This is a genomic window from Pseudomonas sp. FP2309, from assembly GCF_030687575.1.
Lineage (GTDB): Bacteria > Pseudomonadota > Gammaproteobacteria > Pseudomonadales > Pseudomonadaceae > Aquipseudomonas.
In genome coordinates this window covers 5,475,753-5,499,974 of the sequence record NZ_CP117439.1, presented here as the reverse complement: position 1 = coordinate 5,499,974, position 24,222 = coordinate 5,475,753, and the positions used below count along the sequence as shown (strand labels likewise).

The window sequence follows — 24,222 nt, the reverse complement described above, 5'->3', positions numbered from 1 at the left end:
AGAACTTTGTTGGGGATTGAGCGGGGAATGTGAATTTTTGCGGGGTTGAAATCAACTGTGGGAGCGGGCTTTCCCGCTCCCCTCAGTTTAGCGGCGACGCTTCTCGATGTTGTACACGAACGGTGCAACGATCTCGATACTGCCACTTTTCACCATGTCGGCCGGTGGCTTGGGCAACGGCTGGGCACGACGGATCATGTCCAGGGTGGCACGGTCCAGGTCGGCATTGCCGGAACGTCCCACCAGCTCGTAGGAAAGCACATTGCCTTCTGCATCGACCACGAAGCGCAAGCGGTTCAGTCCCTCTTTGCCACGGGCCTGGGCGCCTGGCGGGTACTTCTTGTACTTCTGCAAGTGCGCCAGCAGGGTGCCTTCCCAGGACGCTTTGGCCGCGATCTGCTGCGGCGACGGGCCTAGAGCCGGCTGGGCGGATTTTTCAGCCGGTGCCTTGGTCGGCGGCGCATCGCTCGGTGGCTCCTCGGAGGGTTTCTCCTTGGGCGGCTCGATCTTTTTCTCCACCGGCTTTGGCGGCTGAGGTTTGGGCTTGGGCTTGACCGGCTTGGGCACCTGGATCGTTGGCTTGGGTGCCTCGGCCAGTTTTGGCAAAGGCAACTCTTCCACCGGAGCAGGCGGTTGCGGCGGCGTCACCACTTTCGGCGGTGCCGGCGGCGGTGGCGCTGGCATCGGCGCCAGGTCAATGACCATGGCGGCCGGCGGCAACTGCACCGTGCGTGGGGCTGACCAATGGAGCGCGATGGCGATCGCGACGGCATGCACGCCCAGCACGACGGCGAGGCTGGTGCCATAACGCGTCAGTTTGTGGCGCGTCGTGATCATTTCTTGGCTGCCGTCTCAAGTCCGACCAGGCCTACCTTGAGGTAGCCGGCTGCCCGCAGGGCATCCATCACGCTCATCAGGTCGCCGTAGTCCACGCCCTTGTCGGCCTGGAAGAAGATCGTCGTGTCTTTCTTGCCCTGGGTCTTGGCGTCGAGCACCTGCCCCAGAGTTTCAGCTTTGACTTCTTCTTCGCCCAGGAACAGACGTTGGTCCGCCTTGACGCTGAGGAACACCGGCTTCTCGGGTCGCGGCGCCGGTTTGGCGCTGGACGCGGGCAGGTCGACCTTAATGTCCACGGTCGCCAGCGGTGCCGCCACCATGAAGATGATCAGCAGTACCAGCATCACATCGATAAACGGGGTGACGTTGATTTCGTGGTTCTCGACGAGTTCGTCGTCGCCTTGATTCAAATGCAGGCCCATGGCCGATTACCCCACTTTCACCATGTGCGGTTGCGAGCTGCGCTCGGAAGGCAGGTGATCGAGGTCGCGGCTGACCAGCAGCAGGACTTCTGCCGACGCGTCGGATACCTGGGCTTTGTAGCCGGCAATCGAGCGGGCGAAGACGTTGTAGATCACGACCGCAGGGATCGCAGCAACCAGGCCCAGGGCGGTGGCCAGCAGGGCTTCGGCGATGCCTGGGGCAACGACGGCGAGGTTGGTGGTCTGGGTTTTGGCGATGCCGATAAAGCTGTTCATGATGCCCCACACGGTACCGAACAGACCGACAAACGGTGCGGTGGAACCGATGGTCGCCAGCACGCCGGTGCCGCTGCTCATGTTACGGCCGCAGGCCGCCACAAGGCGCTCGAGGCGGAAGCTGACACGCTCCTTGATGCCTTCTTTTTCGCGGGTGTTGGCAGACAGGCGCATTTCTTCCAGGGCGTCATGCACCAGCAGATTGGCCAGGGTGCCCTTCCTGGTTGCGGTTTCGCTCGCTTCCTTGAGGGTGGTGGCCTTTTTCAGGTGAACGATTTCAGCACGCAGACGACGCTTGGCGCCCAGCAGCTCGAAGCCCTTGGCGATCCAGATGGTCCAGGTGATGATCGAGGCGATGGCCAGGCCGATCATTACGGCTTTTACCACCACGTCAGCGTTTTGGTACATGCCCCACGGAGACAGGTCATGGGCCATGCCCAGGGTGTTGTCTTCTTCCAATACCACGCCGGTTTCATCGGCGGCGGCTGCAGCGGGGTCAGTTGCGACCGGCGCGGCGACGGGCGCGGCCGGTGTGGCTGCATTTTGCTCGGCGGCCGCTGGGGTAGCCGGGGCGGTGGCATCAGCGAATGCGGCGGTCGGCGCCAGCAGTACGCTGAACAGCATCGCAGCAATCGCACGCCAGGCGCGGGATGGGCTGTGAAGCTTGGTTGGCGAAGCGGGGGTTGTATTACGTGTCATGCTGGCCGGACCTGAGAAGAAAAAATGAGTGATCGTCCTACCAGACCTTAAACGGCCGAGGACAAATGGGCGGTCATTATTGCAAGTAATTCTTGTTAACAAAAGTAATACAGTAACTTTATTTGCCCTTTTTCTGGCCGACGGTCTGCTGTGAGGGCTAACCTAGACCTTTGAGAATGGAGTTTTGTGATGTCTGTGCCTTCTGTGGTGATTGCCGGATGCGGCGATGTGGGTAGTCGGCTGGCTAGCCAATTGCTGGCCTCGGGATGGGAGGTTCATGGCCTGCGCCGCGATATTTCGCGCCTGCCCGAAGGCGTCATTGGTATTGCCGGCGACCTGTTCAACAAGGATTGTCCCGAGACCTGGCCGATCGGCGGGGTGGATTACCTGGTGTATTGCGCCGCCGCCACCGATCACGATGAGGCAGGCTATCGCGCCGCCTACGTTCAAGGTTTGCAGCATGTGTTGGAGTGGTTGAAGGATTACGGTCAGGAGCCCGAGCACCTGCTGTTTGTATCCAGCAGCAGCGTGTTCGGGCAGCAGAACGGCGAGTGGGTCGACGAGACCTCAGAAACCCAGGCCAAGGGCTATTCCGGGCAGGTCATGTTGGAAGCCGAGCAGGTCGCACTCAACAGTGGCATCCCCGCCAGTATCGTGCGCTTGACCGGTATTTACGGCCCAGGTCGCGAATGGCTGCTTACGCAGGTGCGCAAGGGTTACCGGGTGGCGCTTGATCCACCTTTATATGGCAACCGCATCCACGCCGATGACGCGGCGGGGTTGTTGGCGTTTTTGCTGCGTCATGTGGAGCAGGGTGGGTCGCTGGACAAGGTCTATATCGGTGTCGATGATGCGCCGGCGCCGTTGGCTGAAGTGGTGGCCTGGTTACGTGACTACTTGGGCGTCACAGAGTGGTCCGAGGACGCCAGTGTGCGGCGGGCGGGTAGCAAGCAATGCAGCAATGCCAGGATCAAGGCGCTCGGGTGGACGCCCAAGTATCCGACCTATCGCGAAGGGTATGCTGCGATTCTTGAAGGAAGGTGCTAAAGCAAAAAGGAGCCTGTGAGGGCTCCTTTTTATTTACTGTTTTTCCAGCAGCCACTGACGCGGGCCAGGGGTAAACGAAGGCACTTCGTCGGTCTGCGCGGTATTGATCGCCTGGAAAATTTCCAGCTGCTTGCCTTTGCGTATGAAGATCCAGGGGTTGCCCTGGCCATTGAGTTGCAGCCAGATACTGTCGTAGCCGCCGCTCATGGAGGCGCAGTCGCCCGCCAGGCACAACGAGTACCGATCAACATTGGGCAGACCGGCGACTTTGCCGTTTGCCTGGAACTGTACGATGGCGCCGCTGCCGAAACCGTCGCTGATCTTCCAGTCGCCGCCCATATAGGCTGCGTAGAGCGCACGCTCGAAGTTGGCACCCAGCGGTGCGCCCTCCGGTGCGGGCTCTTTCGCGCGGGCAAACAGCTGTTCAGGCTCGTTATCGTTGGCCACTTGCAACAGTTGTTTGCCTTTGCGCTTGAGTTCGGTGGCCGAGCTGCCGTAGAAGTCCACGCTCCAGGCGCCGGATTTTTCACCGAGCAACTTGCCTTCCGCGACTTCAAAGCCGTTGTAATAGCGCGCCTGGGAGGCCTTGGTATTCACCTCCCACTCAAGGTTTGGACCATAGCTCTGCAGCGCTTCACGCAAAGGGCCGCCCTTGGCTGCCGCATCGATGGCGACCTGGTTGATCCAGGTGCCGCTCACATCCAGGTCGGCGGGGTTGCTGGCGCAGCCGCCGAGCATCAGGGCGAGCAACGAAGTGGCTACAAGCGCTTTGCGCATCATGAAATCCTTTTAAAACGAAGTCGGCGCAGCCTGTTGGAGGCTGCGCCGGGTTTTTACTCGGTGACCAGAATCGCGTCCATCTCAACCTGTGCGCCCTTTGGCAGGGCTGCAACGCCGATGGCGGCACGGGCTGGGTAAGGCTGTTCGAAGTACTTGCCCATGATCTCGTTGACCTTGGCGAAGTGGCTCAGGTCGGTGAGGAAGATGTTCAGTTTGACGATGTCTTTGAACGAGCCGCCAGCCGCTTCGGCCACGGACTTAAGGTTCTCGAAAACCTGTACGGTCTGCGCTTCGAAGCCTTCCACCAGCTCCATGGTCTTTGGGTCCAGCGGGATCTGGCCGGACATGTAGACAGTGTTGCCTGCCTTGATCGCCTGGGAATAAGTACCGATGGCGGCGGGGGCTTTGTCGCTGGTGATAACGGTCTTGGTCATGAATGACTCCTTATAAGCGTTGGGTTAAGCACGCATACGGGTGATGCGGATGACCCCGGTCAAGGCGCGCAGTTTCTTGATCACGCGGGCCAGGTGCACGCGGTCGTGCACGCTGACCACCAGCTGGACCACGCTGATGCGACCATCGCGCTCGTCCATGCTGATTTTTTCGATATTGCCGTCGGCGGCGTTGACGCTGCTGGCCAGCAGGGCGATCAGGCCGCGCTGGTGTTCCAGCTCCACCCGCAGCTCGACGTTGAATTCGCCGGTCACATCCTTGGCCCAGGAAAGCTGGATGCATTTTTCCGGGTTGTGACGGATTTCGGTGATGTTGCGGCAGTTATCCAGGTGCACCACCATGCCTTTGCCGGCAGACAGGTGCCCTACAATCGGGTCGCCCGGAATCGGCGTGCAGCATTTGGCGTAGCTGAGCACCAGGCCTTCGGTGCCGCGAATCGCCAGCGGACCTTCCGGGCTTGGCAGCTGTTCGCCTTCGCCGAGCAGGCGGCGGGCGACCACATAGGCCATGCGGTTGCCCAGGCCGATATCTTCGAGCAGGTCTTCGATGGTCTCCTGGCGATATTCATGGAGCATCGCTTGCACGCGTTCCTGCGCAATCTTGTCCAGGGCGCTGTCGAAGCCGTTGAGCACCTTGTTCAGCAAGCGTTCGCCGAGGCTGATGGACTCGGAACGGCGTTGCAGTTTCAACGCGTGACGGATGTGCGTGCGTGCTTTGCCGGTGACCACGAAATTGAGCCACGCCGGGTTCGGGCGCGCGCCCGGTGCGCTGACGATCTCTACCGTGGAGCCGCTTTGCAGCGGTTCCGACAGCGGGGCCAGGCGCCGGTTGATGCGGCAGGCGATGCAGCTGTTGCCCACGTCTGTGTGCACGGCGTAGGCAAAGTCGACCGCGGTGGAGCCTTTTGGCAGCTCCATGATCCGACCCTTGGGCGTGAACACGTAGACCTCGTCCGGGAACAGGTCGATCTTCACGCTTTCGATGAATTCCAGGGAGTTGCCCGCACGTTGCTGCATTTCCAGCACGCCTTTTACCCACTGGCGGGCGCGGGCGTGGGTGCCTTTGGGCTGCTCGTCGCCGCTGGATTTGTACAGCCAATGGGCAGCGATGCCGTTGTTGGCCATTTCTTCCATTTCGCGAGTGCGGATCTGGATCTCAATCGGCACCCCGTGCATGCCGAACAGCGTGGTATGCAGCGATTGATAGCCGTTGGCCTTGGGAATCGCGATGTAATCCTTGAAGCGGCCCGGCAGGGGTTTGTACAAATTATGCACAGCGCCCAGCACGCGGTAGCAGGTGTCGACCTTGTCGACGATGATCCGGAACGCGTATACGTCCATGATCTCGTTGAAGGCCCGGCGCTTGCCGCGCATCTTCTTGTAGATGCCGTAGATGTGCTTCTGCCGGCCGCTGACTTCGCCTTCAATCTCGTCGATTGCCAGGCAATGGCTCAGCGACTCTTCGATCTTATTGACGATTTCCTTGCGGTTGCCCCTGGCGCGTTTGACCGCCTGGTAGATGCGCGCCGAGCGCATCGGGTGCATGGCCTTGAAACCGAGGTCTTCGAATTCGATACGAATGGCGTGCATGCCCAGCCGATTGGCGATGGGCGCGTAGATTTCCAGGGTTTCCTTGGCAATACGCCGACGTTTTTCGCCTGACAGCACTTCCAGCGTGCGCATGTTGTGCAGACGGTCGGCCAGCTTGACCAGAATCACCCGGATGTCACGGGCCATGGCCATGGCCATCTTCTGGAAGTTTTCCGCCTGGGCCTCGGCCTTGGTTTCGAAGTTCATCTGGGTCAGCTTGCTGACGCCATCGACCAGTTCGGCCACGGTTTCGCCAAATTGCGCACTGAGCGCTTCCTTGGCAATACCGGTGTCTTCGATCACGTCATGCAGCATCGCGGCCATCAGGCTCTGATGGTCCATGTGCATGTCGGCCAGAATATTTGCCACCGCAAGAGGATGGGTGACATACGCCTCGCCGCTACGGCGGCGTTGGCCGTCGTGGGCTTGTTCGGCGTAGAAATACGCTCGGCGGACCAGGTTGACCTGGTCGGGGCCGAGGTAGGTCGATAAGCGATCGGCGAGGGCGTCTATGCTCGGCAAAGTGTGAACTCCTGCCGAAGGCTGTGACTCCGCGCCGTGCTACGTCGACCAGGCATAGGCTTAGACGGCCTCGTTGGACTCGTCCTCGAACGCTGCAAACAGCGGTTCGTCTTCAACGATCTCGGCGTTGGCGATGAACTCGTAGCTCATCAGGCCTTCAGCGATTTCACGCAGGGCTACAACGGTAGGCTTGTCGTTTTCCCACTGGACCAGGGGCTCTTTGCCGCCAGTGGCCAGTTGACGGGCACGCTTGGTAGAGAGCATGACCAGCTCAAAGCGGTTATCCACGTGTTCTAGGCAGTCTTCAACGGTTACGCGGGCCATGGTATTCCTCGGAGCGAATGCAAGATGCGCGCTGCCCGGTTGGGCGAGCGGACTGAGCAGTTTAAAAAATCACCAGCGTTTAGGGAAGCGCTGATTTTTCGCAGGCCATCGCAAAACCGCTGCAAGCGCCAATGTAAAGCCCTTGCAGCGGTTTTGGGAAGAGCCAATCAACCCAGCAGTTCGGCCAGTAATTTGCCGAAACGCTGCTGTTGACGCTTTTGCTGGAGCTGATTGGTGCGAAAAATCGCCTTCAGGTCATCCAGTGCGTGGGAAAAATCGTCATTGATGATCAGGTAGTCGTAGTCGACGTAGTGGCTCATTTCGCTGACGGCTTCACGCATGCGACCTTCGATGATTTCGTCACTGTCCTGGCCACGGTTGGTCAGGCGCTGGTGCAAGGCGTGGAGCGACGGCGGCAGGATGAAGATCGAGCGCGCCTGAGGCATCAGCTTGCGCACTTGCTCGGCGCCCTGCCAATCGATTTCCAGGATCAGGTCGTGGCCTTCGTCGAGGGTCTGCTGCAAATGGCTTTGCGAGGTGCCGTAGAGATTGCCGAACACTTCGGCGCGCTCCAGAAAGTCACCGTGTTCGATCATCTTCACGAACTCGGTGCGTTCGACGAAGTGATAGTGCACGCCGTTCACCTCACCCGGGCGCATGGCGCGGGTGGTGTGGGAGACCGAAATGCGGATCTGATCGTTAGTGTCGGTCAGCGCCTTGACCAGGCTGCTCTTGCCCGCGCCCGAGGGAGCGGAAATGATGTAAAGGGTACCGGTGCTATGGGTCATGGAGGTTGCCTTACTCAATATTCTGTACTTGTTCGCGCATCTGTTCGATCAACACTTTGAGGTTGACCGCAGCCGTGGTGCTGCGCGGGTCAAAAGCCTTGGAGCCCAGTGTATTGGCTTCGCGGTTGAGTTCCTGCATCAGGAAGTCCAGGCGCCGACCGGCGGCGCCACCGGATTTGAGCACGCGGCGCACTTCAATAATGTGGGTGCTCAGGCGGTCGAGCTCTTCGGCGACGTCGCTCTTCTGTGCCAGCAGCACCATTTCCTGCTCCAGGCGCACGGGGTCGAGGTCGGCCTTCATGTCGGTGAAGCGGTCGAGGACCTTCTGGCGCTGGGTGGCGAGCATCTGCGGCACCAATTCGCGCAGGATCACCACGTCTTCTTCGATCGAGGTCAGGCGCTCGTTGATCAAGCGCGCCAGTTCGGCGCCTTCGCGCTCGCGGCCGGCCTTGAGTTCCTTCAGGCCTTGAGTGAACAGGGCGAGGGCTTCGGCGTTGAGGGCTTGCGGGTCGGAGGCGTCGGCCACCAGTACGCCAGGCCAGGCCAGCACTTCCAGCGGGTTCAACGGGGCCGGTTGCTTGATCAGGCTGGCGATGGTTTCGGCGGCGGCCACCAGTTGCGCGGCGCGGTCGCGGTCGACCTGCAGCGGCTTGCCGGTGGTTTCCTCGGTAAACCGCAGGGTGCACTCCAGCTTGCCGCGGGAAATGCCCTGGCGCAGCGCCTCGCGCACGGCGCCCTCGAGATCACGAAACGATTCCGGCAGACGCAGGTGCGGTTCCAGGTAGCGGCTGTTGACCGAGCGCAGTTCCCAGCTCAGGGTGCCTTGGACGCCGGCTTTTTCGACGCGGGCGAAGGCGGTCATGCTGTGCACCATGGAGGTACCTCGCGTTGCAGTCCCGCAAACACGGGCTGATGGGTAAATTGAAGCCGACAGGCTGCGAAGGCGCAGGATTGTAGCGCAGTGGCGCGAGCACGCCCAAACAATGGGCGATCGGCTGAGCATTCGTAAGCAAATTTTTAGAAGTGCCCCGAATCGGCTCGCGGCTCTATAATGCTCGGCAGTTTTTCGTCCTCCGTACAGGTATTCCCTATGAAACGTCCAAGTGGTCGCGCTGCCGATCAGCTCCGCTCGATCCGCATCACCCGCAACTACACCAAACACGCCGAGGGATCCGTACTGGTCGAGTTTGGCGATACCAAGGTGATCTGCACCGTCAGCGTCGAAAATGGCGTGCCGCGCTTCCTCAAGGGCCAAGGCCAGGGGTGGTTGACCGCTGAGTACGGCATGCTGCCGCGCGCCACCGGCGAACGTAACCAGCGTGAAGCCAGCCGTGGCAAGCAAGGCGGGCGCACCCTCGAAATCCAGCGCCTGATCGGTCGCTCGCTGCGCGCAGCGCTGGACATGTCGAAGCTGGGCGACGTGACCCTGTACGTCGACTGTGATGTGATCCAGGCCGACGGCGGTACGCGCACGGCGTCCATCACCGGTGCCATGGTGGCGTTGGTCGACGCACTCAAAGTGATCAAGAAACGCGGTGGCCTGAAGGGTGGTGACCCGCTCAAGCAGATGATCGCCGCTGTATCGGTTGGCATGTATCAGGGCGAGCCGGTGCTGGACCTGGATTACCTGGAAGACTCGGCCGCCGAGACCGACCTGAACGTGGTAATGACCAGCACCGGTGGCTTCATCGAAGTGCAGGGTACCGCCGAAGGCGCGCCATTCCAGCCGGCCGACTTGAATGCGATGCTCGCCCTTGCGCAGAAAGGCATGACCGAAATTTTCGAGCTGCAGAACGCTGCGTTGGCTGACTGAAACCACTTTAAGGAGAAATGCCGTGAATGACAGCCAGATGCCGGTACCTACGCCTTCCTACGAGGTGCGTCAGGGGGCAATGTTGTGCCATCTTGCGGCGTTTCTGGGGTTTGTATTCCCCTTCGGCAGCGTCGTGGGGCCGTTGATCCTGTGGCAGATGAAAAAAGAAGTGGACCCGTTTATTGATGATCAGGGCAAGGAGGCTCTGAATTTCCAGATCACCGTGGCCATCGCCTGGATCGTTTGCATCGTGCTGGCTTTTGCGGTAATCGGGTTTTTCCTGATGACGGCGTTGGTAATCGCCAGCGTGGCGCTGACGGTCATTGGTGCGATCAAGGCCAACAAAGGGATCGCCTATCGCTATCCCTTGACCTGGCGGCTGGTCAAATAATGAACACCCACAAAAAAACCGACAGCGATGTCGGTTTTTTTGTGCCTGGATAATGACCTTAGATGGTCAGCGTCCAGTCGTAGTCCACGATCAGCGGCGCGTGCTGCGAGAAGCGCGGCTGGCGCGGCAAGCGTGCGCTGCGTACAAACCGGCGCAGGCCCGGGGTCAGCAACTGGTAGTCGAAACGCCAGCCCAGGTTGAGCATCTCAGCCTGTTCGTTGTCTGGCCACCAGCTGTATTGGTCGCCTTCACGGCTGACTTCACGCAGGGCATCCACATAGCCCATGTTGCCGACAATCTCGTCCATCCAGGCCCGTTCCGGCGCCAGGAAGCCAGGTGATTGCTGGCTGTCGCGCCAGTTTTTGATATCCAGCTTCTGTTGCGCCACGTACAGCGAGCCACAATAAATGTACTCACGACGTTTGCGCCGCTGTTTATCCAAGTAACGGGCGAAGTCGTCCATTAGCTTGAATTTCTGGTTCAAATCTTCATCGCCGTTCTGCCCCGAAGGAAGCAGCAAGGTCGCGATGCTGACCTTATCGAAATCGGCTTGCAGGTAGCGCCCGTAGCGGTCGGCTGTCTCGAAGCCGAGGCCGCTGATGACCGCCTTGGGTTGCAACCGCGAATACAAAGCCACGCCACCTTGGGTGGGCACTTCGGCATCGCAGGCATAAAGGAAGTAGCCATCCAGTTGGAAGGCTGGGTCGTCCAGTTCAAAGGCGGAGGCGCGGGTATCCTGCAGGCAGATGACGTCGGCATTCTGGGCTTGCAGCCAACTGAGCAAACCACGCTCGACTGCAGCCTGAATACCATTAACGTTCACACTGATGATCCGCATAAATGGCCCCAAAAATCGCGTGCGTGTATGATACACGCCGTCTACCTAATTAGCTAAATCCGTGGTATCTGAGGCTTTTTTCATGCAGGCGTATCAACGCGATTTCATTCGTTTTGCCATCGATCGCGGGGTTTTGCGCTTCGGTGAGTTCACCCTCAAGTCCGGGCGTACCAGCCCTTACTTCTTCAATGCGGGCTTGTTCAACTCGGGTTCGGCCCTGGCTCAGTTGGGTCGTTTCTATGCAGCGGCCATCGTCGAAAGCGGTATTTCTTTCGATGTGCTGTTTGGTCCGGCTTACAAAGGTATCCCGCTGGCCGCCGCTACCGCAGTGGCGCTGGCTGAACATCATGGGCGGGACCTGCCGTGGTGTTTCAACCGCAAGGAAGCCAAGGCGCATGGCGAAGGCGGTAGCTTGGTGGGCGCACCGCTCACTGGCGATGTACTGATCATCGACGATGTCATCACCGCAGGTACTGCGATCCGCGAAGTGATGCAGATCATCGCTTCCCAGGAGGGTGCCAAAGCTGCCGGTGTGCTGATCGCGCTGAACCGCCAGGAGCGCGGCAACGGCGAGTTGTCGGCGATCCAGGAAGTGGAACGCGATTTTGGTATTCCGGTGGTGAGCATCGTGTCGTTGAACCAGGTGTTACAGTTCCTGGAAGATGACCCGCAGCTCAAGCAGCATTTGCCGGCAGTACGTGCATACCGCGAGCAGTTTGGCGTCTGATTTGGGGCTGCGGCGCAGTCCAGCGGGAGCAAAAAAGCCCCCATTCAATTGAATTGAATGGGGGCTTTTTGTTTTTTAGCGGTTACGGACGCTTGCGGTTACTAATCAGCGTGCCAACACCGGTATCGGTGAAGATTTCCAGCAGGATCGCATTCGGTACACGGCCATCCAGGATCAGAGAGCTGCCAACGCCGCCCTGCACCGCTTCCAGTGCGCAGCGGATTTTCGGCAGCATGCCGCCATAGATGGTGCCGTCGGCGATCAGTTCGTCCACCTGTTGCGTGGTCAAGCCGGTCAGCACCTTGCCTTGCTTGTCCATCAGGCCGGCAATGTTGGTCAGCAGCATCAGCTTTTCAGCCTTCAGTGCCTCGGCAACCTTACCTGCCACCAGGTCGGCGTTGATGTTATAGGACTCGCCATTGGCACCCACGCCGATTGGTGCGATGACCGGGATGAAGTCACCCTTGACCAGCAGGTTCAGCAAGTCGGTGTTGATGCCGATCACTTCGCCCACTTGGCCGATGTCGATGATTTCCGGCTGGGTCATTTCCGGGGTCTGACGGGTTACGGTCAGTTTTTTCGCGCGGATCAGCTCCGCGTCCTTGCCGGTCAGGCCGATGGCGCTGCCGCCGTGGCGGTTGATCAGGTTGACGATGTCTTTGTTCACCTGGCCGCCGAGGACCATCTCCACCACGTCCATGGTTTGGGCGTCAGTGACGCGCATGCCATCGATGAAGTGACTCTCGATCGACAAGCGCTTGAGCAGGTCGCCGATTTGCGGGCCTCCACCATGCACGACCACCGGGTTGATCCCTACGGCTTTCATCAACACGATGTCGCGGGCAAAGCCGGTTTTCAGCTCCTCGCTCTCCATGGCATTGCCGCCGTATTTGATCACCAGCGTCTTGCCGACGTAGCGTCGAATGTAAGGCAACGCTTCGGACAGGACCTTGGCGGTGTTGGCAGCGGCTTCGCGTTCGAGGGTCATTCAGGGCTCCGGTGTAAAAAATCAGAACGGTAGTTGGAGATCGGGGGCAACACGTTTCAACTGGGCGTGGAACACGTCCTTGATGCGCTGCAACTCAGCCTCGGTATCCGCCTCGAAACGCAGCACCAGCACCGGCGTGGTGTTGGAGGCGCGGACCAGGCCCCAGCCTTTGGCGTAATCGACTCGCACACCATCAATGGTGGTCAGGTGGGCACCTTCGCCCCATTGCGCATCGTGCAGTGCGTCAATGATGCTGAATTTGCTCTCCTCGGTCACATGGATATTGATCTCTGGCGTAGAAATATCGTTGGGGAAGGTCTGAAACAGCTCCTGCGCCGTGGATTTTTCCTTGCTGAGGATCTCCAGCAGGCGAGCGGCGCTGTAAATACCGTCGTCAAAACCGAACCAGCGTTCCTTGAAGAACACGTGGCCGCTCATTTCGCCGGCCAACAGGGCGCCGGTTTCCTTCATTTTCTTTTTGATCAACGAGTGACCGGTCTTCCACATTAGCGGGCGACCGCCATACTCCTTGATCAACGGGGTCAGGCGGCGGGTGCATTTCACGTCGAAAATGATTTCGGCACCTGGGTTGCGAGCCACCACATCACGGGCGAACAGCATCAAGAGGCGGTCTGCGAATACGTTTTCGCCGGTGTTTGTCACCACGCCCACGCGGTCACCGTCGCCGTCGAAAGCCAGGCCTACGTCGGCGCCGGTTTCCTTGACCTTGGCGATCAGGTCTACCAGGTTTTCAGGTTTGCCCGGGTCCGGGTGGTGGTTGGGGAAGTTGCCATCCACCTCGCAAAACAGCGGGATCACTTCGCAGTTCAGGGCTTCGAGCAGTTGTGGAGCAATCACCCCAGCCGCCCCGTTGCCGCAGTCCACCACCACTTTCAGGCGGCGCGCGAGCTTCACGTCGCCCGTGATTTCATCAGCGTAGCGCTGAAGAATGTCGACTTTTGTGACGCTGCCCTCGCCGCTGGTCAGGTCATTGTTCTTGAGGCGCTCGTGCAGGGCCTGGATCTGTTCGTTGGCCAGAGTGTCGCCAGCGATGACGATCTTGAAACCGTTGTAGTCCCGTGGGTTATGGCTGCCGGTGAGCATGACCCCGGTTTTGCCGGCCAGGACATTGGCTGCGTAGTACAGCGCAGGCGTTGGCACCAGGCCCACATCGCTGACATGGCAACCACTGTCTGCCAGGCCCTGGATCAGTTGTTCAACCAATTCCGGGCCGGACAGGCGGCCGTCACGGCCCACCGAAACGTTGGGCTCATGCTGGGCCAGGCTTTGGGCGCCGATGGCGCGACCAATCCAGTAAGCGGTTTCGGTGGTCAGGGTCTTGGGCACCACGCCACGGATGTCATAGGCGCGAAAGATACTGTCGGGGAAGGTCGGGACTACTTGGTGGGCTGCGGTACTCATCGCGGGGGCAAACTCCATCTGAAGGGGGCAAGGCTGGTCTTAATGTGGCTGACCGGCAGGCTCAAACTGAAGGGTATGACGGTGTTTTCGGCAGAGAGTTCGTGGTGTAAAAGTGCCATCGGAGCTTTTGCTCCGCGTTTTTATTTGCGTAGTGCATTGATTTAAAAGGGTAAATATCGCCTGCAAGGTCTGTGCATTGTTCATTCTGAAAGCCCTGCGGTGGCGTCCGGCCGGACGAAAAGGGACCGGTCGGATTCATCTTGGTCAGTGACTGCCGGAATGCCCAAACCCGCCTGCGCCGCGTTGGGTTTCGTCAAATTCCTGCACCAGTTCGAAGTGTGCCTGCACGACCGGTACCAGCACCAGTTGCGCAATACGCTCGCCGACAGCAATGTTGAAAGCGGTCTGGCCACGGTTCCAGCACGACACCATCAGTTCGCCCTGGTAGTCGGAGTCAATCAGTCCCACGAGGTTGCCCAGCACGATGCCGTGTTTGTGGCCCAGGCCGGAGCGCGGCAGGATCAGGGCCGCCAGGCCTGGGTCGCCTACGTAGATTGACAGGCCGGTCGGGATCAGAAGGGTCTGGCCCGGTTCGAGGACGGTGTCTTCCTTGAGCATGGCGCGCAGGTCCAGACCGGCAGAGCCTGGGGTGGCGTAGGCCGGCAGTGGGAATTCGGTGCCGATGCGGGGGTCGAGGATCTTGGCTTGCAAAGCGTGCATGGAAATTAAACCTGGTTCAGCCGTTGGGCGATAAAAGAGATCAGTTGGCGGGCAATCTTGCCCTTGCTGGTCTGGGCGAAAAGGGTGGCGTGCAGATCGCGGTCAATCACGCTGCAGGCGTTTTCCTCGCTGTTGAAGCCGATGCTGGGGTTGGCGACATCATTGGCAACGATCAGGTCGAGGTTTTTGTCTTTCAATTTGCGCGCGGCGTAATCCAGCAGGTGCTCGGTCTCGGCGGCGAAGCCAACACTGAACGGGCGGTCCGGGCGGGTGGCAATAGTGGCCAGGATGTCCGGGTTGCGCACCATTTGCAGGAGCAGGCCGTCGCCGCTTGTAGGGTCTTTCTTGAGCTTTTGCGGGGCAACGACTTCCGGACGGTAATCCGCGACCGCTGCCGAAGCGATAAACACGTCGCAGGGAATGGCCGCTTCGCACGCCGCCAGCATGTCCCGTGCGCTGACTACGTCGATTCTCGTGACGCGATCGGGGGTCGGCAAGTGCACGGGACCGGTGATCAGCGTGACACGTGCGCCTGCCTCGACCGCAGCTTCGGCCAGCGCAAAGCCCATTTTTCCTGAGCTATGGTTGGTGATGTAACGCACCGGGTCGATATTTTCCTGCGTGGGGCCGGCGGTGATCAGCACGTGTTTGCCGGTGAGGGCCAGGTGCTGGAAGCATTCGGCGGCACACAGTGCCAGGTCGTTGGCTTCGAGCATGCGGCCCATGCCGACGTCACCACAGGCCTGGCTGCCGGAGGCTGGGCCGAACACCTTGAGGCCGCGGCTTTGCAGGAGCTGGGTATTGGCCTGGGTGGCCGGGTCTCGCCACATGGCCTGGTTCATGGCCGGGGCGATGGCGACGGTGGCATCGGTAGCCAATACCAGGGTGGTCAGCAGGTCATCGGCGATGCCTTGGGCCAGGCGCGCGATCAAGTCGGCGGTGGCCGGTGCGATCAGCACCAGGTCGGCCCATTTGGCCAGTTCGATATGGCCCATGGCGGCTTCTGCCGCCGGGTCCAGCAGGTCAAGGTGAACCGGGTGGCCGGACAAGGCCTGCATGGTCAGCGGCGTGATGAACTCACTGCCGCCACGGGTCATGACCACGCGCACTTCGGCACCTTGGTCAAGGAGCCTGCGAACCAACTCTGCGCTCTTGTAGGCGGCAATGCCGCCGCCGACGCCGAGAACGATGCGTTTCCGATACAGACGCTGCATTGGTTTGCCTTTCCAGTTCAGTGAAGCCAGTTCAGTGACGCCTGCGATCTCCCCTCCCCAGGTGAAATCGCATGCAAAAAAGAGGGCCTACGATAACACAGCGTCCGCGCTGCAACAGCGGCGTACATGGCGCACAGGGACAAGGAGGTGGGATGAGCATTCGTGATTGGCCAGCGGCAGAGCGTCCGCGGGAAAAGCTATTGGAGTGGGGCGCCGCGAGTTTGTCGGACGCCGAGTTGTTAGCGATTTTCCTGCGCACTGGGGTCTGCGGGAAAAGCGCAGTGGACCTGGCGCGCCATCTGTTGGCGAAATTTGGCGGCTTGCGCCCACTGCTGGATGCCAGCCAGGCAGTGTTCAACCAGCAATTGGGCTTGGGGCCGGCCAAGTTTGCTCAGTTGCAGGCGGTGCTCGAAATGGCCCGGCGACACATGGCCGAACAGTTGCGCAGTGAATCGGTATTGGAAAGCCCGGAGGCCGTACGCGATTACCTCAAAGCGCTGTTGCGGCATGAGCCACACGAGATTTTTGGCTGCCTGTTTCTCGATTCAAAGCACCGGGTGTTGGGTTTTGAGGCGCTTTTCCAGGGCACCATTGATGCTGCGGTGGTTTACCCCCGGCAAGTGGTTAAACGCGCATTGGCCTACAACGCGGCAGCATTGATCCTGTGCCATAACCACCCTTCCGGGAGTGTGGAACCCAGTGCGGCTGATCGTAAATTGACCAAGATTCTGCAAAAAGCCCTGGAAGTGGTGGATGTGCGGGTGCTCGATCACATCATCGTGGGAGATGGGGATCCGTTATCGATGGCCGAATATGGGTGGATGTGACCCCGCCCGGTGAGGGCGGGGAGGGCGCTCAGGGCTTGATGCTGACTTTCGAGAAGTCCTGGCGGCCGAATGGGCTCACCTGGTATCCCTCGACATGCTTGCGTGCCAGAGCGAACGCCGTCGGATGTGCCAGTGGCAACCATAGCGCCTGTTGCTGGATCTGCGCCTGGGCCTGTTGATACAGCTTGCTGCGCACGCCTTGCTCGCTGGTGGTCTTGCCGGCACTGATCAGCTTGTCGAGCGCAGGGTCGCAGTAACGCGCGAAATTGGTACCAGACTTAACGGCCGCGCAGGAAAACTGCGGGGTCAGAAAATTATCCGGGTCACCGTTATCGCCGGCCCAACCCATAAACAGCAGGTCGTGTTCGCCCGCCTTGGCACGACGAATCAGCTCGCCCCATTCGATTACGCGGATCTCGGCCTGGATACCGACCTTGGCCAGGTCCGCCTGCAGCAGTTGCGCGCCCAGGTTTGGATTGGGGTTCAGCAGGCTGCCGGTGGGGCGAGTCCAGATCGTGGTCTTGAAACCGTCCTTGAGTCCGGCGCGGTCCAGCAGTGCCTTGGCCTTGGCGAGGTCCTGTGGATAACCCGGCAGATCCTTGGCATAGCTCCACGTGTTGGGCGGGTAAGGGCCATTAGCGGCTTCGGCAGTACCTTCGAACACAGCCTTGAGGTAGCTGGCCTTGTCGAAGGCAAGGTTGATCGCCTGGCGCACTTCGGGCTTGTCCAGCGGAGGGTGTTGGCTGTTGATAGCCACAAAGGCGGTCATGAACGCGGCGGTTTTTTCTACTTTGAGCGCAGGGTCTTTCTCGGCTTCGCCCACATCCAGCGGCTTGGGCGACAGCGCGATCTGGCATTCATCGCGGTGCAGCTTCTGCAGGCGCACGTTGGCGTCCGGTGTGATGGCGAAGATCAAGTTATCCACAGCCGGTTTGCCGGCGAAGTAGTTCGGGTTGGCTTTGAAGCGAACCACGGCATCTTTCTGAAAGCGGCTGAAGATAAATGGCCCGGTGCCGATCGGCTGGCTGTTGAGCTTTTCGGGCGTGCCGGCCTTAAGCAGTTTGTCAGCGTATTCGGCCGGGTAGATCGACGCAAAGCCCATGCTCAGCGCTGCCAGGAAGGTGGAGTCAGCATGATCCAGGGTGAAGCGCACGGTCAGCGGATCGAGGGCGTCGATCTTTTTGACCAGCGTAGGCAATTGCAGGGACTGGGCGTGGGGGAAGCCGCTCTGGGCAATCTTGTGCCACGGGTTGGCCGGGTCGAGCATGCGTTCGAAGCTGAACCGCACGTCTTCTGCGGTCAGGCTGCGGCTTGGTGTGAAGTACTCGGTGCGATGGAACTTCACGTCCGGGTGCAGCTTGAAGGTGTAAGTCAGGCCGTCCGGCGACACTTCCCAGCTGTCCGCCAGGCTTGGCACCAGCTTGCCGCTTGTCGCGTCGTAGTCGACGAGGCGGTTCATCAGCACGTCGGCCGACGCGTTAGTGGTGGTCAGCGAGTTGTACTGCACCACATCGAACCCTTCGGGGCTGGCCTCGGTGCAAACGCTCAAGTTGGTGGCGGCAGAGGCCAGCGGCGCGATAAAGAGAGGGGCAAGCAACAGGGGTAGGGCAGCGAGGCGCATGGTCGGTTTCCTTTGCAGATCGGAGGCCCATCTGCGAGTGCAGTCTGGAAAAGTCCTACCGTAGTGGTCTGATTGATAAATGACTAGCCCATTTTTGCCTGTGCTTTTGGTCAAAATGCTGTTTTGATGGCGCCTCAGATTGTTTCGCCGTGCGCTTTGAGGCGCACGCGGGCGCTGAAAATCATTCTGTGCGACGAGCGGTCGGCTCTGGTAGCGGCCCCTCCTGGCAACGGTTCAGGCGTCAACGGCCGAGATTTACTCCGGTAAAAACACACTCGCTGTTGTTGCACCAAGGTCTTTCTGGTATAAAGCAGCGCTCTTTTCTAGGGGCCCGGTTCCTTCGCTTGTAGGTGTAGCCGGTAAGACCCTAAAGAAACGCGGCGCCTGGCGCCAAATGACTGAGAGATTAAGCGGCCAACCCATGCCGGGTTGGGCATGTGGTTTTAGAGGGCTGAGGCATGTCGAGAGTCTGTCAAGTTACCGGTAAGGGTCCGGTGACTGGGAATAACATTTCCCACGCAAATAACAAAACCCGTCGTCGTTTCCTGCCGAACCTGCAGCATCACCGCTTCTGGGTTGAAGAAGAGAAACGTTTTGTTCGCCTGCGTGTATCTGCCAAAGGCATGCGCATTATCGACAAGCGTGGCATCACTGTCGTGCTGGCCGAAATCCGCGCCGCCGGCAAGATCTAAGGAGCTCTATCATGCGTGAATTGATTCGAATGATCTCTAGCGCCGGTACTGGTCACTTCTACACTACCGACAAGAACAAGCGTACTACTCCGGACAAGCTCGAAAAGAAAATGTTCGACCCGCGCGTTCGCAAGCACGTGATCTACAAAGAAGGCAAAATCAAGTAATTGATTTTCTTCCTTGTGAAAAAAACCCGTATCTCACGATGCGGGTTTTTTTTGCCTGGCGTCTGGTGATCAGGCTTTCTGTTCGAACACTACGTAAATCTTGCGGCAGGCTTCCAGCACTTCCCAGGTGCCGGTGAACCCGGCCGGGATCACGAAGCGGTCGCCCGCCCGCAAAGTCTTGGCGTTGCCGTCGGCATCGCGCAGTACCGAGACGCCCTGCACAATTTCACAGTATTCGTGCTCGGTGTAGTTGACCGTCCATTGGCCTGCTTCACCTTCCCAGACTCCGGCGTTCATCTGGCCGCAGGGACTGTTGTAGTGGTTGTAGACCGTTTGCTCGGGATCGCCCTTGAGGACTTTTTCTGCGGCGGGGCGATAGCGTTCGGGGGCGGTGTTGGCTTGGCTGAAGTCGACGATGTCCTGGATGCTCATGTGCGTGTCCCGTCTGGCCTGCGGTTGGAGAGCCCAAAGTCTATGTTTATTAAAATGAACATCGCAAGGGCGTTTACCGGCGTTATGTCAAATATATTGAAACATCCCCAGCCGCTGGTTTAGGGTGGCAGCTGCCTTGCGCCGAACAATTGGCGGGCGGGCAAGCATTCTTTGAGGCTGCCGGGGCACATCGCCTGGCCCTTATATTCAATAAGAGGAGGACACTCGCATGACCACCCTGACCCGTGCCGACTGGGAACAACGCGCCAAGGACCTGAAGATCGAAGGCCGCGCCTACATCAACGGCGAGTACACCGCCGCTGTTTCCGGTGACACCTTCGAATGCATCAGCCCGGTCGACGGCCGCTTGCTGGCCACCGTTGCCAGCTGTGACGCCGACGACGCCCAGCGCGCCGTGGAAAACGCCCGTGCTGTGTTCAACTCCGGTGTCTGGTCGCGCCTGGCGCCGGCCAAACGCAAGGCCACCATGATCCGTTTCGCCGCGCTGCTCAAGGCCAATGCCGAAGAGCTGGCACTGCTCGAAACCCTGGATATGGGCAAGCCGATCAGTGACTCCCTGAATATCGACGTCCCCGGCGCGGCGAATGCGCTGAGCTGGAGCGGTGAGGCCATCGATAAAATCTACGATGAAGTCGCCGCTACACCGCATGATCAGTTGGGTCTGGTAACCCGCGAGCCGGTTGGCGTGGTAGGTGCCATCGTGCCGTGGAACTTCCCGTTGATGATGGCCTGCTGGAAGCTGGGCCCGGCGCTGTCCACCGGCAACTCGGTGATCCTCAAGCCGTCCGAAAAATCGCCGCTGACCGCCATCCGCATCGCGGCCCTGGCCGTTGAAGCGGGTATTCCAAAAGGCGTGTTCAACGTGCTGCCGGGCTACGGCCACACCGTCGGCAACGCCCTGGCGCTGCACATGGACGTCGATACGCTGGTGTTCACCGGCTCTACCAAGATTGCCAAGCAACTGTTGATCCGCTCCGGCGAGTCGAACATGAAGCGTGTGTGGCTGGAAGCGGGCGGCAAGAGCCCGAACATCGTATTCGCTGACGCCCCTGACCTGCAGGCCGCCGCTGAATCCGCCGCCGGCGCCATCGCCTTCAACCAGGGCGAAGTCTGCACCGCCGGTTCGCGCCTGCTGGTAGAGCGCTCCATCAAGGATAAATTCCTGCCGCTGGTGATTGAAGCCCTCAAAGGCTGGAAGCCTGGCAACCCGCTCGATCCCGCGACCAACGTGGGTGCACTGGTGGACACCCAGCAGATGAACACCGTGCTGTCTTACATTGAAGCCGGGCATGCCGATGGCGCCAAGCTGGTGGCTGGCGGCAAGCGCACGCTGGAAGAAACCGGCGGTACGTATGTCGAGCCAACGATTTTCGACGGTGTGACCAACGCCATGAGAATTGCCCAGGAAGAGATCTTCGGCCCGGTTCTGTCGGTTATCACCTTCGACAGCGCCGAAGAAGCGGTCAAGATCGCCAACGATACCGTTTATGGCCTGGCCGCCGCCGTGTGGACTGCCGATATCTCCAAGGCGCATATGACTGCCAAGGCCCTGCGTGCCGGTAGCGTTTGGGTGAACCAGTACGATGGCGGTGACATGACTGCGCCGTTTGGTGGTTTCAAACAGTCGGGCAATGGTCGTGACAAGTCACTGCATGCGTTCGACAAGTACACCGAGCTGAAGTCGACCTGGATCAAGCTGTAAGCACTACAGCCGTCCACCTGTGGGAGCGCGGTTGCTCGCGAACGCGGTATGACAGTCGCAGTTGTGACTGACACGCCGTCGTTGCGATCAACCCCGCTCCCACATTGTTTTGTGTGATCTCAAAAGTTATCCACAGGAGCATGGCAATGCGTTGGGCGACTTACTTCGCCGTGCTGAGTTCAGTGCTCAGCGTTGGCCTGGCCTTGGGCGTGAGCATGCCGTTGGTGTCCCTGCGGCTTGAGAGCTGGGGCTACGGCAGCTTTGCCATTGGTGTAATGGCGGCCATGCCGGCGTTCGGCGTATTGCTCGGCGCCAAGGTTGCCAGCCAACTGGCCGCCTGGCTTGGCACTGCCAACCTGATGCGCCTGTGCCTTTGGGGCGGCGCCGTGTCCATCGGCTTGCTGGCTATCCTGCCCAGTTACCCGGTATGGCTGGTATTGCGCCTGATGATCGGGGTGATCCTGACCATCGTATTTATTCTCGGCGAAAGCTGGATCAATCAACTGGTAGTGGAGCAGTGGCGTGGCCGCTTGGTGGCGCTGTATGGCTGCAGTTATGCCTTGAGCCAGCTCTCGGGCCCATTGCTGCTGGGGGTGATCGGCACGGGCCACGATTACGGTTTCTGGGTCGGTGTCGGCCTGTTGGTGGTGGCCCCGTTGGCCTTGCTGGGGCGCTCGGGTGCGCCGGGCGCCGAGTCGTTCGGCGTGACCTTCGCCGACCTGTGGCGCTTTTGCCTGGGCTTGCCCGCGATTGCCTGGGCCGTGGCGCTGTTCGCCGCGTTCGAGGCGATGATCCTGACGCTGCTGCCGGTGTATTGCCTGCAGCAGGGTTTTACCGCCGAGATCGCCCTGGCGATGGTCAGCACGGTGGTGGTCGGCGATGCGCTGTTGCAACTTCCGATCGGCGCGCTGGCGGATTACCTGCCGCGCCGCACGTTGTTCCTGAGTTGTGCGCTGTTATTGCTGGCCTCGAGCCTGGCGGTTCCATGGTTGATGCACACGCTGTTGATCTGGCCGATATGGGTGCTGTTTGGCGCGAGTGCGGGTGGCTTGTTCACGTTGTCACTGATCCTGATCGGTGAACGCTACCGCGACGATGCGTTGGTGCGTGCCAATGCCCACGTCGCGCAGTTGTGGGGCATCGGTTGCCTGATCGGTCCACTGGTGGCCGGCGCCGGCAGCCAGTGGATCAGCGGGCATGCGCTGCCGTTGTTGATGGCGGCCGGCGCATTGGGTTTGGTGCTGTTGCTGCTGCGCCAAGGGGCGTTCGGCGCAGCGCCAACCGCCTAAAGCATGCGTTCCAGGCCCACGCTGGTGGCGAACCAGGCATTGAACCGGCGCCACCAGCTGCCGGGCTCGCGGGTCAGGGTATGCAGTTGGCCGTTATCTTCGGTCACCCACACCACCTGGCCGTCCTGGAGCGTCGCCTCGTAGCTCAAGGCTGGCGCCATGCCTTGCAGCGCCAGGTTGCGTACGTGTTCCGCCAGCTCAGGACTGTCCACCAGTACGCCGACTTCGGTGTTCCATAGCACGGAGCGCGGGTCGAAGTTGAAAGAGCCGATAAACGATTTCTGCCGATCAAAAATCATCGCCTTGCTGTGCAGGCTTGAGTCCGAGCCGCGGTACGCGCCGCGTCGGAACAAATGCGGGCCGCTGCCGCCACCGTCGCCCGGTTGGCGGCGCAGCTCATAGAGCTTTACCCCGTGCTCCAGCAACGCTTTGCGGTACGGCGCGTAGCCGCCATGCACGGCCGGCACGTCGGTGGCTTCCAGCGAGTTGGTGAGCAGGCTCACCGACACGCCGGCGTCGGCGCGTCCCGTCAGGTACACCAACCCAGGCTGGCCCGGCACGAAATAGGCCGAAATCATCATCAGCTCATGATCGACACCCTCAAGTTCCGGTGCCAATTGAGTGGTCAACAGCAGGCGTGGGTCGGGGTCGGCTTTGGCCAGCACCTTGCTCGGTGCATCCCACAGCGCCTGGTTCCAGGCCCAGATCAACTCGCGTCGCCAGATGTCCATGCGCGGTTGGGTCTGGTAGGTACGCAAGCGGTTGTACAGTGCGTGATTTTGCTGGCGCGATTCGGCCAGCGAGGCTTCCAGGCGCGCGCGTGCGGTGGCCAGGTCACCTTTGGAAGGGCGACTTGAGACAAAGTCATCAATGGGTTTGCTCAGGGCACTGTTCCAGTACTGATCGAAACTGTGCCCGAGTTGCTCGGCGACCGGCCCGACACTGAGCATGTCGATGTCAGTGAAGTTCAGGTTGGGCTCGGCGTCGAAATACTCATCCCCCAGATTACGCCCGCCGACGATGGCCACACTGTTGTCCGCCAGCCACAGCTTGTTGTGCATGCGCCGATGTTGCAGCGACAGGTTGAACAAGCGGCCCATGGCGCGTGTAACACCGGTGCTGCGCCCCAAGTGCAGGGGGTTGAACAGGCGAATCTCGATCTTGGGGTGCGCGGCAAGGGTCGCGATGATCTGGTCGAGGCCGTCGCTGGTGGTGTCGTCCAGTAGAATGCGCACGCGTACGCCACGGTCGGCGGCCTTGAGCAGTTCATCCACCAACATGCGCGTGCTGATGCCGTCATGGACGATGTAGTACTGCAGATCGAGGCTGGTCTGGGCGTTGCGGATCAGCTCGGCGCGAGCCATGAAGGCTTCGCTGCTGTTGGGCAGCAGGCGAAAGCCCGAGCGGCCCTGGTAAGGCGCGGCCTGGGCCTGGATCGAGCGGCCGAATGAAGACTGGGTCGCCGGCAGCGCGTCGCTGGGGATGCGCGCAGTGCTCACGGTGGTGCAGCCGCCCAGGGTCAGGGCTCCCAACAGGCAAAACGGTAAAAGCCGTCGAATCATCAAGGGAGTCGCTTCCAGATCAGGGCGGTTGTCGGCATATGACGGCGATTTCTCGCGAA

Annotated in this window: 25 protein-coding genes and 1 pseudogene; 9 read left to right on the top strand and 17 right to left on the bottom strand. The window is 60.2% G+C overall.

Annotation, left to right across the window (positions count from 1 at the left end; translation table 11 throughout):
• Window positions 1-87: 87 nt before the first annotated feature.
• The 3 genes from PSH59_RS25485 to exbB are packed head-to-tail and all read right to left on the bottom strand — an operon-like array spanning window position 88 to window position 2,234.
• Complete coding sequence (locus tag PSH59_RS25485; RefSeq protein WP_305393940.1) at window positions 88-837, bottom strand: energy transducer TonB; 750 nt, start codon at window positions 835-837, stop codon at window positions 88-90.
• Window positions 834-1,259, bottom strand: coding sequence for a TonB system transport protein ExbD (gene exbD, locus PSH59_RS25480; RefSeq protein ID WP_032884416.1), 426 nt, complete (start codon window positions 1,257-1,259; stop codon window positions 834-836). Before exbD ends, PSH59_RS25485 begins: the two co-directional genes overlap by 4 nt.
• A 6-nt stretch (window positions 1,260-1,265) precedes the next feature.
• Window positions 1,266-2,234 (bottom strand): tonB-system energizer ExbB, encoded by a 969-nt coding sequence (exbB, locus tag PSH59_RS25475; protein WP_248081830.1) that lies wholly within the window; start codon window positions 2,232-2,234, stop codon window positions 1,266-1,268.
• Window positions 2,235-2,423: 189 nt separating this feature from the next.
• Between exbB and PSH59_RS25470 the strand changes: the two genes are divergently transcribed.
• Window positions 2,424-3,281, top strand: a complete 858-nt coding sequence (locus tag PSH59_RS25470; protein ID WP_305393939.1) for an SDR family oxidoreductase — start codon at window positions 2,424-2,426, stop codon at window positions 3,279-3,281.
• A gap of 33 nt (window positions 3,282-3,314) precedes the next feature.
• On the opposite strand, the gene PSH59_RS25465 is transcribed toward PSH59_RS25470, so the two are convergent.
• The 6 genes from PSH59_RS25465 to PSH59_RS25440 all read right to left on the bottom strand — a co-directional run bounded on the left by PSH59_RS25465 (window position 3,315) and on the right by PSH59_RS25440 (window position 8,611).
• Window positions 3,315-4,058, bottom strand: a complete 744-nt coding sequence (locus PSH59_RS25465) for a hypothetical protein (RefSeq protein WP_248081828.1) — start codon at window positions 4,056-4,058, stop codon at window positions 3,315-3,317.
• A 56-nt stretch (window positions 4,059-4,114) separates the two neighbouring features.
• Window positions 4,115-4,495 (bottom strand): RidA family protein, encoded by a 381-nt coding sequence (locus tag PSH59_RS25460; protein ID WP_305393938.1) that lies wholly within the window; start codon window positions 4,493-4,495, stop codon window positions 4,115-4,117.
• 24 nt (window positions 4,496-4,519) lie between these two features.
• Window positions 4,520-6,625 (bottom strand): bifunctional GTP diphosphokinase/guanosine-3',5'-bis pyrophosphate 3'-pyrophosphohydrolase, encoded by a 2,106-nt coding sequence (gene spoT, locus PSH59_RS25455; protein ID WP_034116421.1) that lies wholly within the window; start codon window positions 6,623-6,625, stop codon window positions 4,520-4,522.
• A gap of 60 nt (window positions 6,626-6,685) precedes the next feature.
• A complete protein-coding gene (gene rpoZ / locus PSH59_RS25450; RefSeq protein WP_003176920.1) occupies window positions 6,686-6,949 on the bottom strand; it encodes a DNA-directed RNA polymerase subunit omega in 264 nt (87 codons plus the stop codon).
• Between the two features lie 167 nt (window positions 6,950-7,116).
• Complete coding sequence (gene gmk / locus PSH59_RS25445) at window positions 7,117-7,737, bottom strand: guanylate kinase (protein WP_248081827.1); 621 nt, start codon at window positions 7,735-7,737, stop codon at window positions 7,117-7,119.
• A gap of 10 nt (window positions 7,738-7,747) precedes the next feature.
• The gene (locus tag PSH59_RS25440) at window positions 7,748-8,611 is read right to left on the bottom strand and encodes a YicC/YloC family endoribonuclease (protein ID WP_248081826.1); all 864 of its coding nucleotides are present in this window, start codon (window positions 8,609-8,611) and stop codon (window positions 7,748-7,750) included.
• Between the two features lie 216 nt (window positions 8,612-8,827).
• On the opposite strand from PSH59_RS25440, the gene rph reads away from it, so the two are divergent.
• A complete protein-coding gene (rph, locus tag PSH59_RS25435) occupies window positions 8,828-9,550 on the top strand; it encodes a ribonuclease PH (RefSeq protein ID WP_003213280.1) in 723 nt (240 codons plus the stop codon).
• 22 nt (window positions 9,551-9,572) lie between these two features.
• Entirely contained in the window at window positions 9,573-9,941 is a 369-nt protein-coding gene (locus tag PSH59_RS25430) for a DUF4870 domain-containing protein (protein WP_305393937.1), read from the top strand.
• Window positions 9,942-9,999: 58 nt separating this feature from the next.
• Here the strand turns inward: PSH59_RS25430 and PSH59_RS25425 are convergent, their stop codons facing one another.
• Window positions 10,000-10,779: an exodeoxyribonuclease III gene (locus PSH59_RS25425; RefSeq protein ID WP_003195493.1), complete on the bottom strand. Its 780-nt coding sequence runs from the start codon at window positions 10,777-10,779 to the stop codon at window positions 10,000-10,002.
• A gap of 82 nt (window positions 10,780-10,861) precedes the next feature.
• On the opposite strand from PSH59_RS25425, the gene pyrE reads away from it, so the two are divergent.
• A complete protein-coding gene (gene pyrE / locus PSH59_RS25420; protein WP_017526814.1) occupies window positions 10,862-11,506 on the top strand; it encodes an orotate phosphoribosyltransferase in 645 nt (214 codons plus the stop codon).
• A gap of 82 nt (window positions 11,507-11,588) precedes the next feature.
• Here the strand turns inward: pyrE and argB are convergent, their stop codons facing one another.
• The 4 genes and pseudogenes from argB to coaBC form a co-directional block, all read right to left on the bottom strand.
• Complete coding sequence (argB, locus tag PSH59_RS25415) at window positions 11,589-12,494, bottom strand: acetylglutamate kinase (protein ID WP_248081823.1); 906 nt, start codon at window positions 12,492-12,494, stop codon at window positions 11,589-11,591.
• Between the two features lie 21 nt (window positions 12,495-12,515).
• Window positions 12,516-13,940: pseudogene (locus tag PSH59_RS25410) on the bottom strand (phosphomannomutase/phosphoglucomutase); the annotation flags it as partial.
• Between the two features lie 240 nt (window positions 13,941-14,180).
• Window positions 14,181-14,636, bottom strand: a complete 456-nt coding sequence (dut, locus tag PSH59_RS25405) for a dUTP diphosphatase (protein WP_003176911.1) — start codon at window positions 14,634-14,636, stop codon at window positions 14,181-14,183.
• A gap of 5 nt (window positions 14,637-14,641) precedes the next feature.
• Entirely contained in the window at window positions 14,642-15,850 is a 1,209-nt protein-coding gene (coaBC, locus tag PSH59_RS25400) for a bifunctional phosphopantothenoylcysteine decarboxylase/phosphopantothenate--cysteine ligase CoaBC (protein ID WP_305393936.1), read from the bottom strand.
• Between the two features lie 152 nt (window positions 15,851-16,002).
• Between coaBC and radC the strand changes: the two genes are divergently transcribed.
• The gene (radC, locus tag PSH59_RS25395) at window positions 16,003-16,677 is read left to right on the top strand and encodes a DNA repair protein RadC (protein ID WP_248081819.1); all 675 of its coding nucleotides are present in this window, start codon (window positions 16,003-16,005) and stop codon (window positions 16,675-16,677) included.
• 28 nt (window positions 16,678-16,705) lie between these two features.
• Here radC and PSH59_RS25390 read toward each other — a convergent pair whose 3' ends face one another.
• Window positions 16,706-18,298 carry an ABC transporter substrate-binding protein gene (locus PSH59_RS25390; RefSeq protein WP_305393935.1) on the bottom strand — a complete coding sequence of 531 codons (1,593 nt, stop codon included), beginning with the start codon at window positions 18,296-18,298 and terminating at the stop codon, window positions 16,706-16,708.
• A gap of 458 nt (window positions 18,299-18,756) precedes the next feature.
• Between PSH59_RS25390 and rpmB the strand changes: the two genes are divergently transcribed.
• Complete coding sequence (rpmB, locus tag PSH59_RS25385) at window positions 18,757-18,990, top strand: 50S ribosomal protein L28 (RefSeq protein WP_003176907.1); 234 nt, start codon at window positions 18,757-18,759, stop codon at window positions 18,988-18,990.
• Between the two features lie 11 nt (window positions 18,991-19,001).
• Window positions 19,002-19,157, top strand: a complete 156-nt coding sequence (gene rpmG, locus PSH59_RS25380) for a 50S ribosomal protein L33 (protein WP_003176906.1) — start codon at window positions 19,002-19,004, stop codon at window positions 19,155-19,157.
• Window positions 19,158-19,226: 69 nt separating this feature from the next.
• Here rpmG and PSH59_RS25375 read toward each other — a convergent pair whose 3' ends face one another.
• Window positions 19,227-19,589, bottom strand: coding sequence for a cupin domain-containing protein (locus tag PSH59_RS25375; RefSeq protein ID WP_248081815.1), 363 nt, complete (start codon window positions 19,587-19,589; stop codon window positions 19,227-19,229).
• Window positions 19,590-19,818: 229 nt separating this feature from the next.
• Here PSH59_RS25375 and PSH59_RS25370 point away from each other — a divergent pair, with 229 nt between their 5' ends.
• Both PSH59_RS25370 and PSH59_RS25365 read left to right on the top strand, forming a co-directional pair.
• On the top strand, window positions 19,819-21,312 hold the full coding sequence (locus PSH59_RS25370; RefSeq protein WP_305393934.1) for an aldehyde dehydrogenase: 1,494 nt from the start codon (window positions 19,819-19,821) through the stop codon (window positions 21,310-21,312).
• Window positions 21,313-21,458: 146 nt separating this feature from the next.
• Window positions 21,459-22,601, top strand: coding sequence for an MFS transporter (locus tag PSH59_RS25365; RefSeq protein ID WP_248081811.1), 1,143 nt, complete (start codon window positions 21,459-21,461; stop codon window positions 22,599-22,601).
• On the opposite strand, the gene PSH59_RS25360 is transcribed toward PSH59_RS25365, so the two are convergent.
• On the bottom strand, window positions 22,598-24,163 hold the full coding sequence (locus PSH59_RS25360) for a phospholipase D family protein (RefSeq protein ID WP_248081809.1): 1,566 nt from the start codon (window positions 24,161-24,163) through the stop codon (window positions 22,598-22,600). The two genes, PSH59_RS25365 and PSH59_RS25360, sit on opposite strands and share 4 nt — an antisense overlap.
• Window positions 24,164-24,222 lie beyond the last annotated feature (59 nt).

What these genes read in the sequence shown, in the direction of transcription:
- PSH59_RS25485 (WP_305393940.1), bottom strand. Translation starts at nt 837, where the DNA reads ATGATCACGACGCGCCACAAACTGACGCGTTATGGCACCAGCCTCGCC.
- exbD (WP_032884416.1), bottom strand. Translation starts at nt 1,259, where the DNA reads ATGGGCCTGCATTTGAATCAAGGCGACGACGAACTCGTCGAGAACCAC.
- exbB (WP_248081830.1), bottom strand. Translation starts at nt 2,234, where the DNA reads ATGACACGTAATACAACCCCCGCTTCGCCAACCAAGCTTCACAGCCCA.
- PSH59_RS25470 (WP_305393939.1), top strand. Translation starts at nt 2,424, where the DNA reads ATGTCTGTGCCTTCTGTGGTGATTGCCGGATGCGGCGATGTGGGTAGT.
- PSH59_RS25465 (WP_248081828.1), bottom strand. Translation starts at nt 4,058, where the DNA reads ATGCGCAAAGCGCTTGTAGCCACTTCGTTGCTCGCCCTGATGCTCGGC.
- PSH59_RS25460 (WP_305393938.1), bottom strand. Translation starts at nt 4,495, where the DNA reads ATGACCAAGACCGTTATCACCAGCGACAAAGCCCCCGCCGCCATCGGT.
- rpoZ (WP_003176920.1), bottom strand. Translation starts at nt 6,949, where the DNA reads ATGGCCCGCGTAACCGTTGAAGACTGCCTAGAACACGTGGATAACCGC.
- gmk (WP_248081827.1), bottom strand. Translation starts at nt 7,737, where the DNA reads ATGACCCATAGCACCGGTACCCTTTACATCATTTCCGCTCCCTCGGGC.
- PSH59_RS25440 (WP_248081826.1), bottom strand. Translation starts at nt 8,611, where the DNA reads ATGGTGCACAGCATGACCGCCTTCGCCCGCGTCGAAAAAGCCGGCGTC.
- rph (WP_003213280.1), top strand. Translation starts at nt 8,828, where the DNA reads ATGAAACGTCCAAGTGGTCGCGCTGCCGATCAGCTCCGCTCGATCCGC.
- PSH59_RS25425 (WP_003195493.1), bottom strand. Translation starts at nt 10,779, where the DNA reads ATGCGGATCATCAGTGTGAACGTTAATGGTATTCAGGCTGCAGTCGAG.
- pyrE (WP_017526814.1), top strand. Translation starts at nt 10,862, where the DNA reads ATGCAGGCGTATCAACGCGATTTCATTCGTTTTGCCATCGATCGCGGG.
- argB (WP_248081823.1), bottom strand. Translation starts at nt 12,494, where the DNA reads ATGACCCTCGAACGCGAAGCCGCTGCCAACACCGCCAAGGTCCTGTCC.
- dut (WP_003176911.1), bottom strand. Translation starts at nt 14,636, where the DNA reads ATGCACGCTTTGCAAGCCAAGATCCTCGACCCCCGCATCGGCACCGAA.
- coaBC (WP_305393936.1), bottom strand. Translation starts at nt 15,850, where the DNA reads ATGCAGCGTCTGTATCGGAAACGCATCGTTCTCGGCGTCGGCGGCGGC.
- radC (WP_248081819.1), top strand. Translation starts at nt 16,003, where the DNA reads ATGAGCATTCGTGATTGGCCAGCGGCAGAGCGTCCGCGGGAAAAGCTA.
- PSH59_RS25390 (WP_305393935.1), bottom strand. Translation starts at nt 18,298, where the DNA reads ATGCGCCTCGCTGCCCTACCCCTGTTGCTTGCCCCTCTCTTTATCGCG.
- rpmB (WP_003176907.1), top strand. Translation starts at nt 18,757, where the DNA reads ATGTCGAGAGTCTGTCAAGTTACCGGTAAGGGTCCGGTGACTGGGAAT.
- rpmG (WP_003176906.1), top strand. Translation starts at nt 19,002, where the DNA reads ATGCGTGAATTGATTCGAATGATCTCTAGCGCCGGTACTGGTCACTTC.
- PSH59_RS25375 (WP_248081815.1), bottom strand. Translation starts at nt 19,589, where the DNA reads ATGAGCATCCAGGACATCGTCGACTTCAGCCAAGCCAACACCGCCCCC.
- PSH59_RS25370 (WP_305393934.1), top strand. Translation starts at nt 19,819, where the DNA reads ATGACCACCCTGACCCGTGCCGACTGGGAACAACGCGCCAAGGACCTG.
- PSH59_RS25365 (WP_248081811.1), top strand. Translation starts at nt 21,459, where the DNA reads ATGCGTTGGGCGACTTACTTCGCCGTGCTGAGTTCAGTGCTCAGCGTT.
- PSH59_RS25360 (WP_248081809.1), bottom strand. Translation starts at nt 24,163, where the DNA reads ATGATTCGACGGCTTTTACCGTTTTGCCTGTTGGGAGCCCTGACCCTG.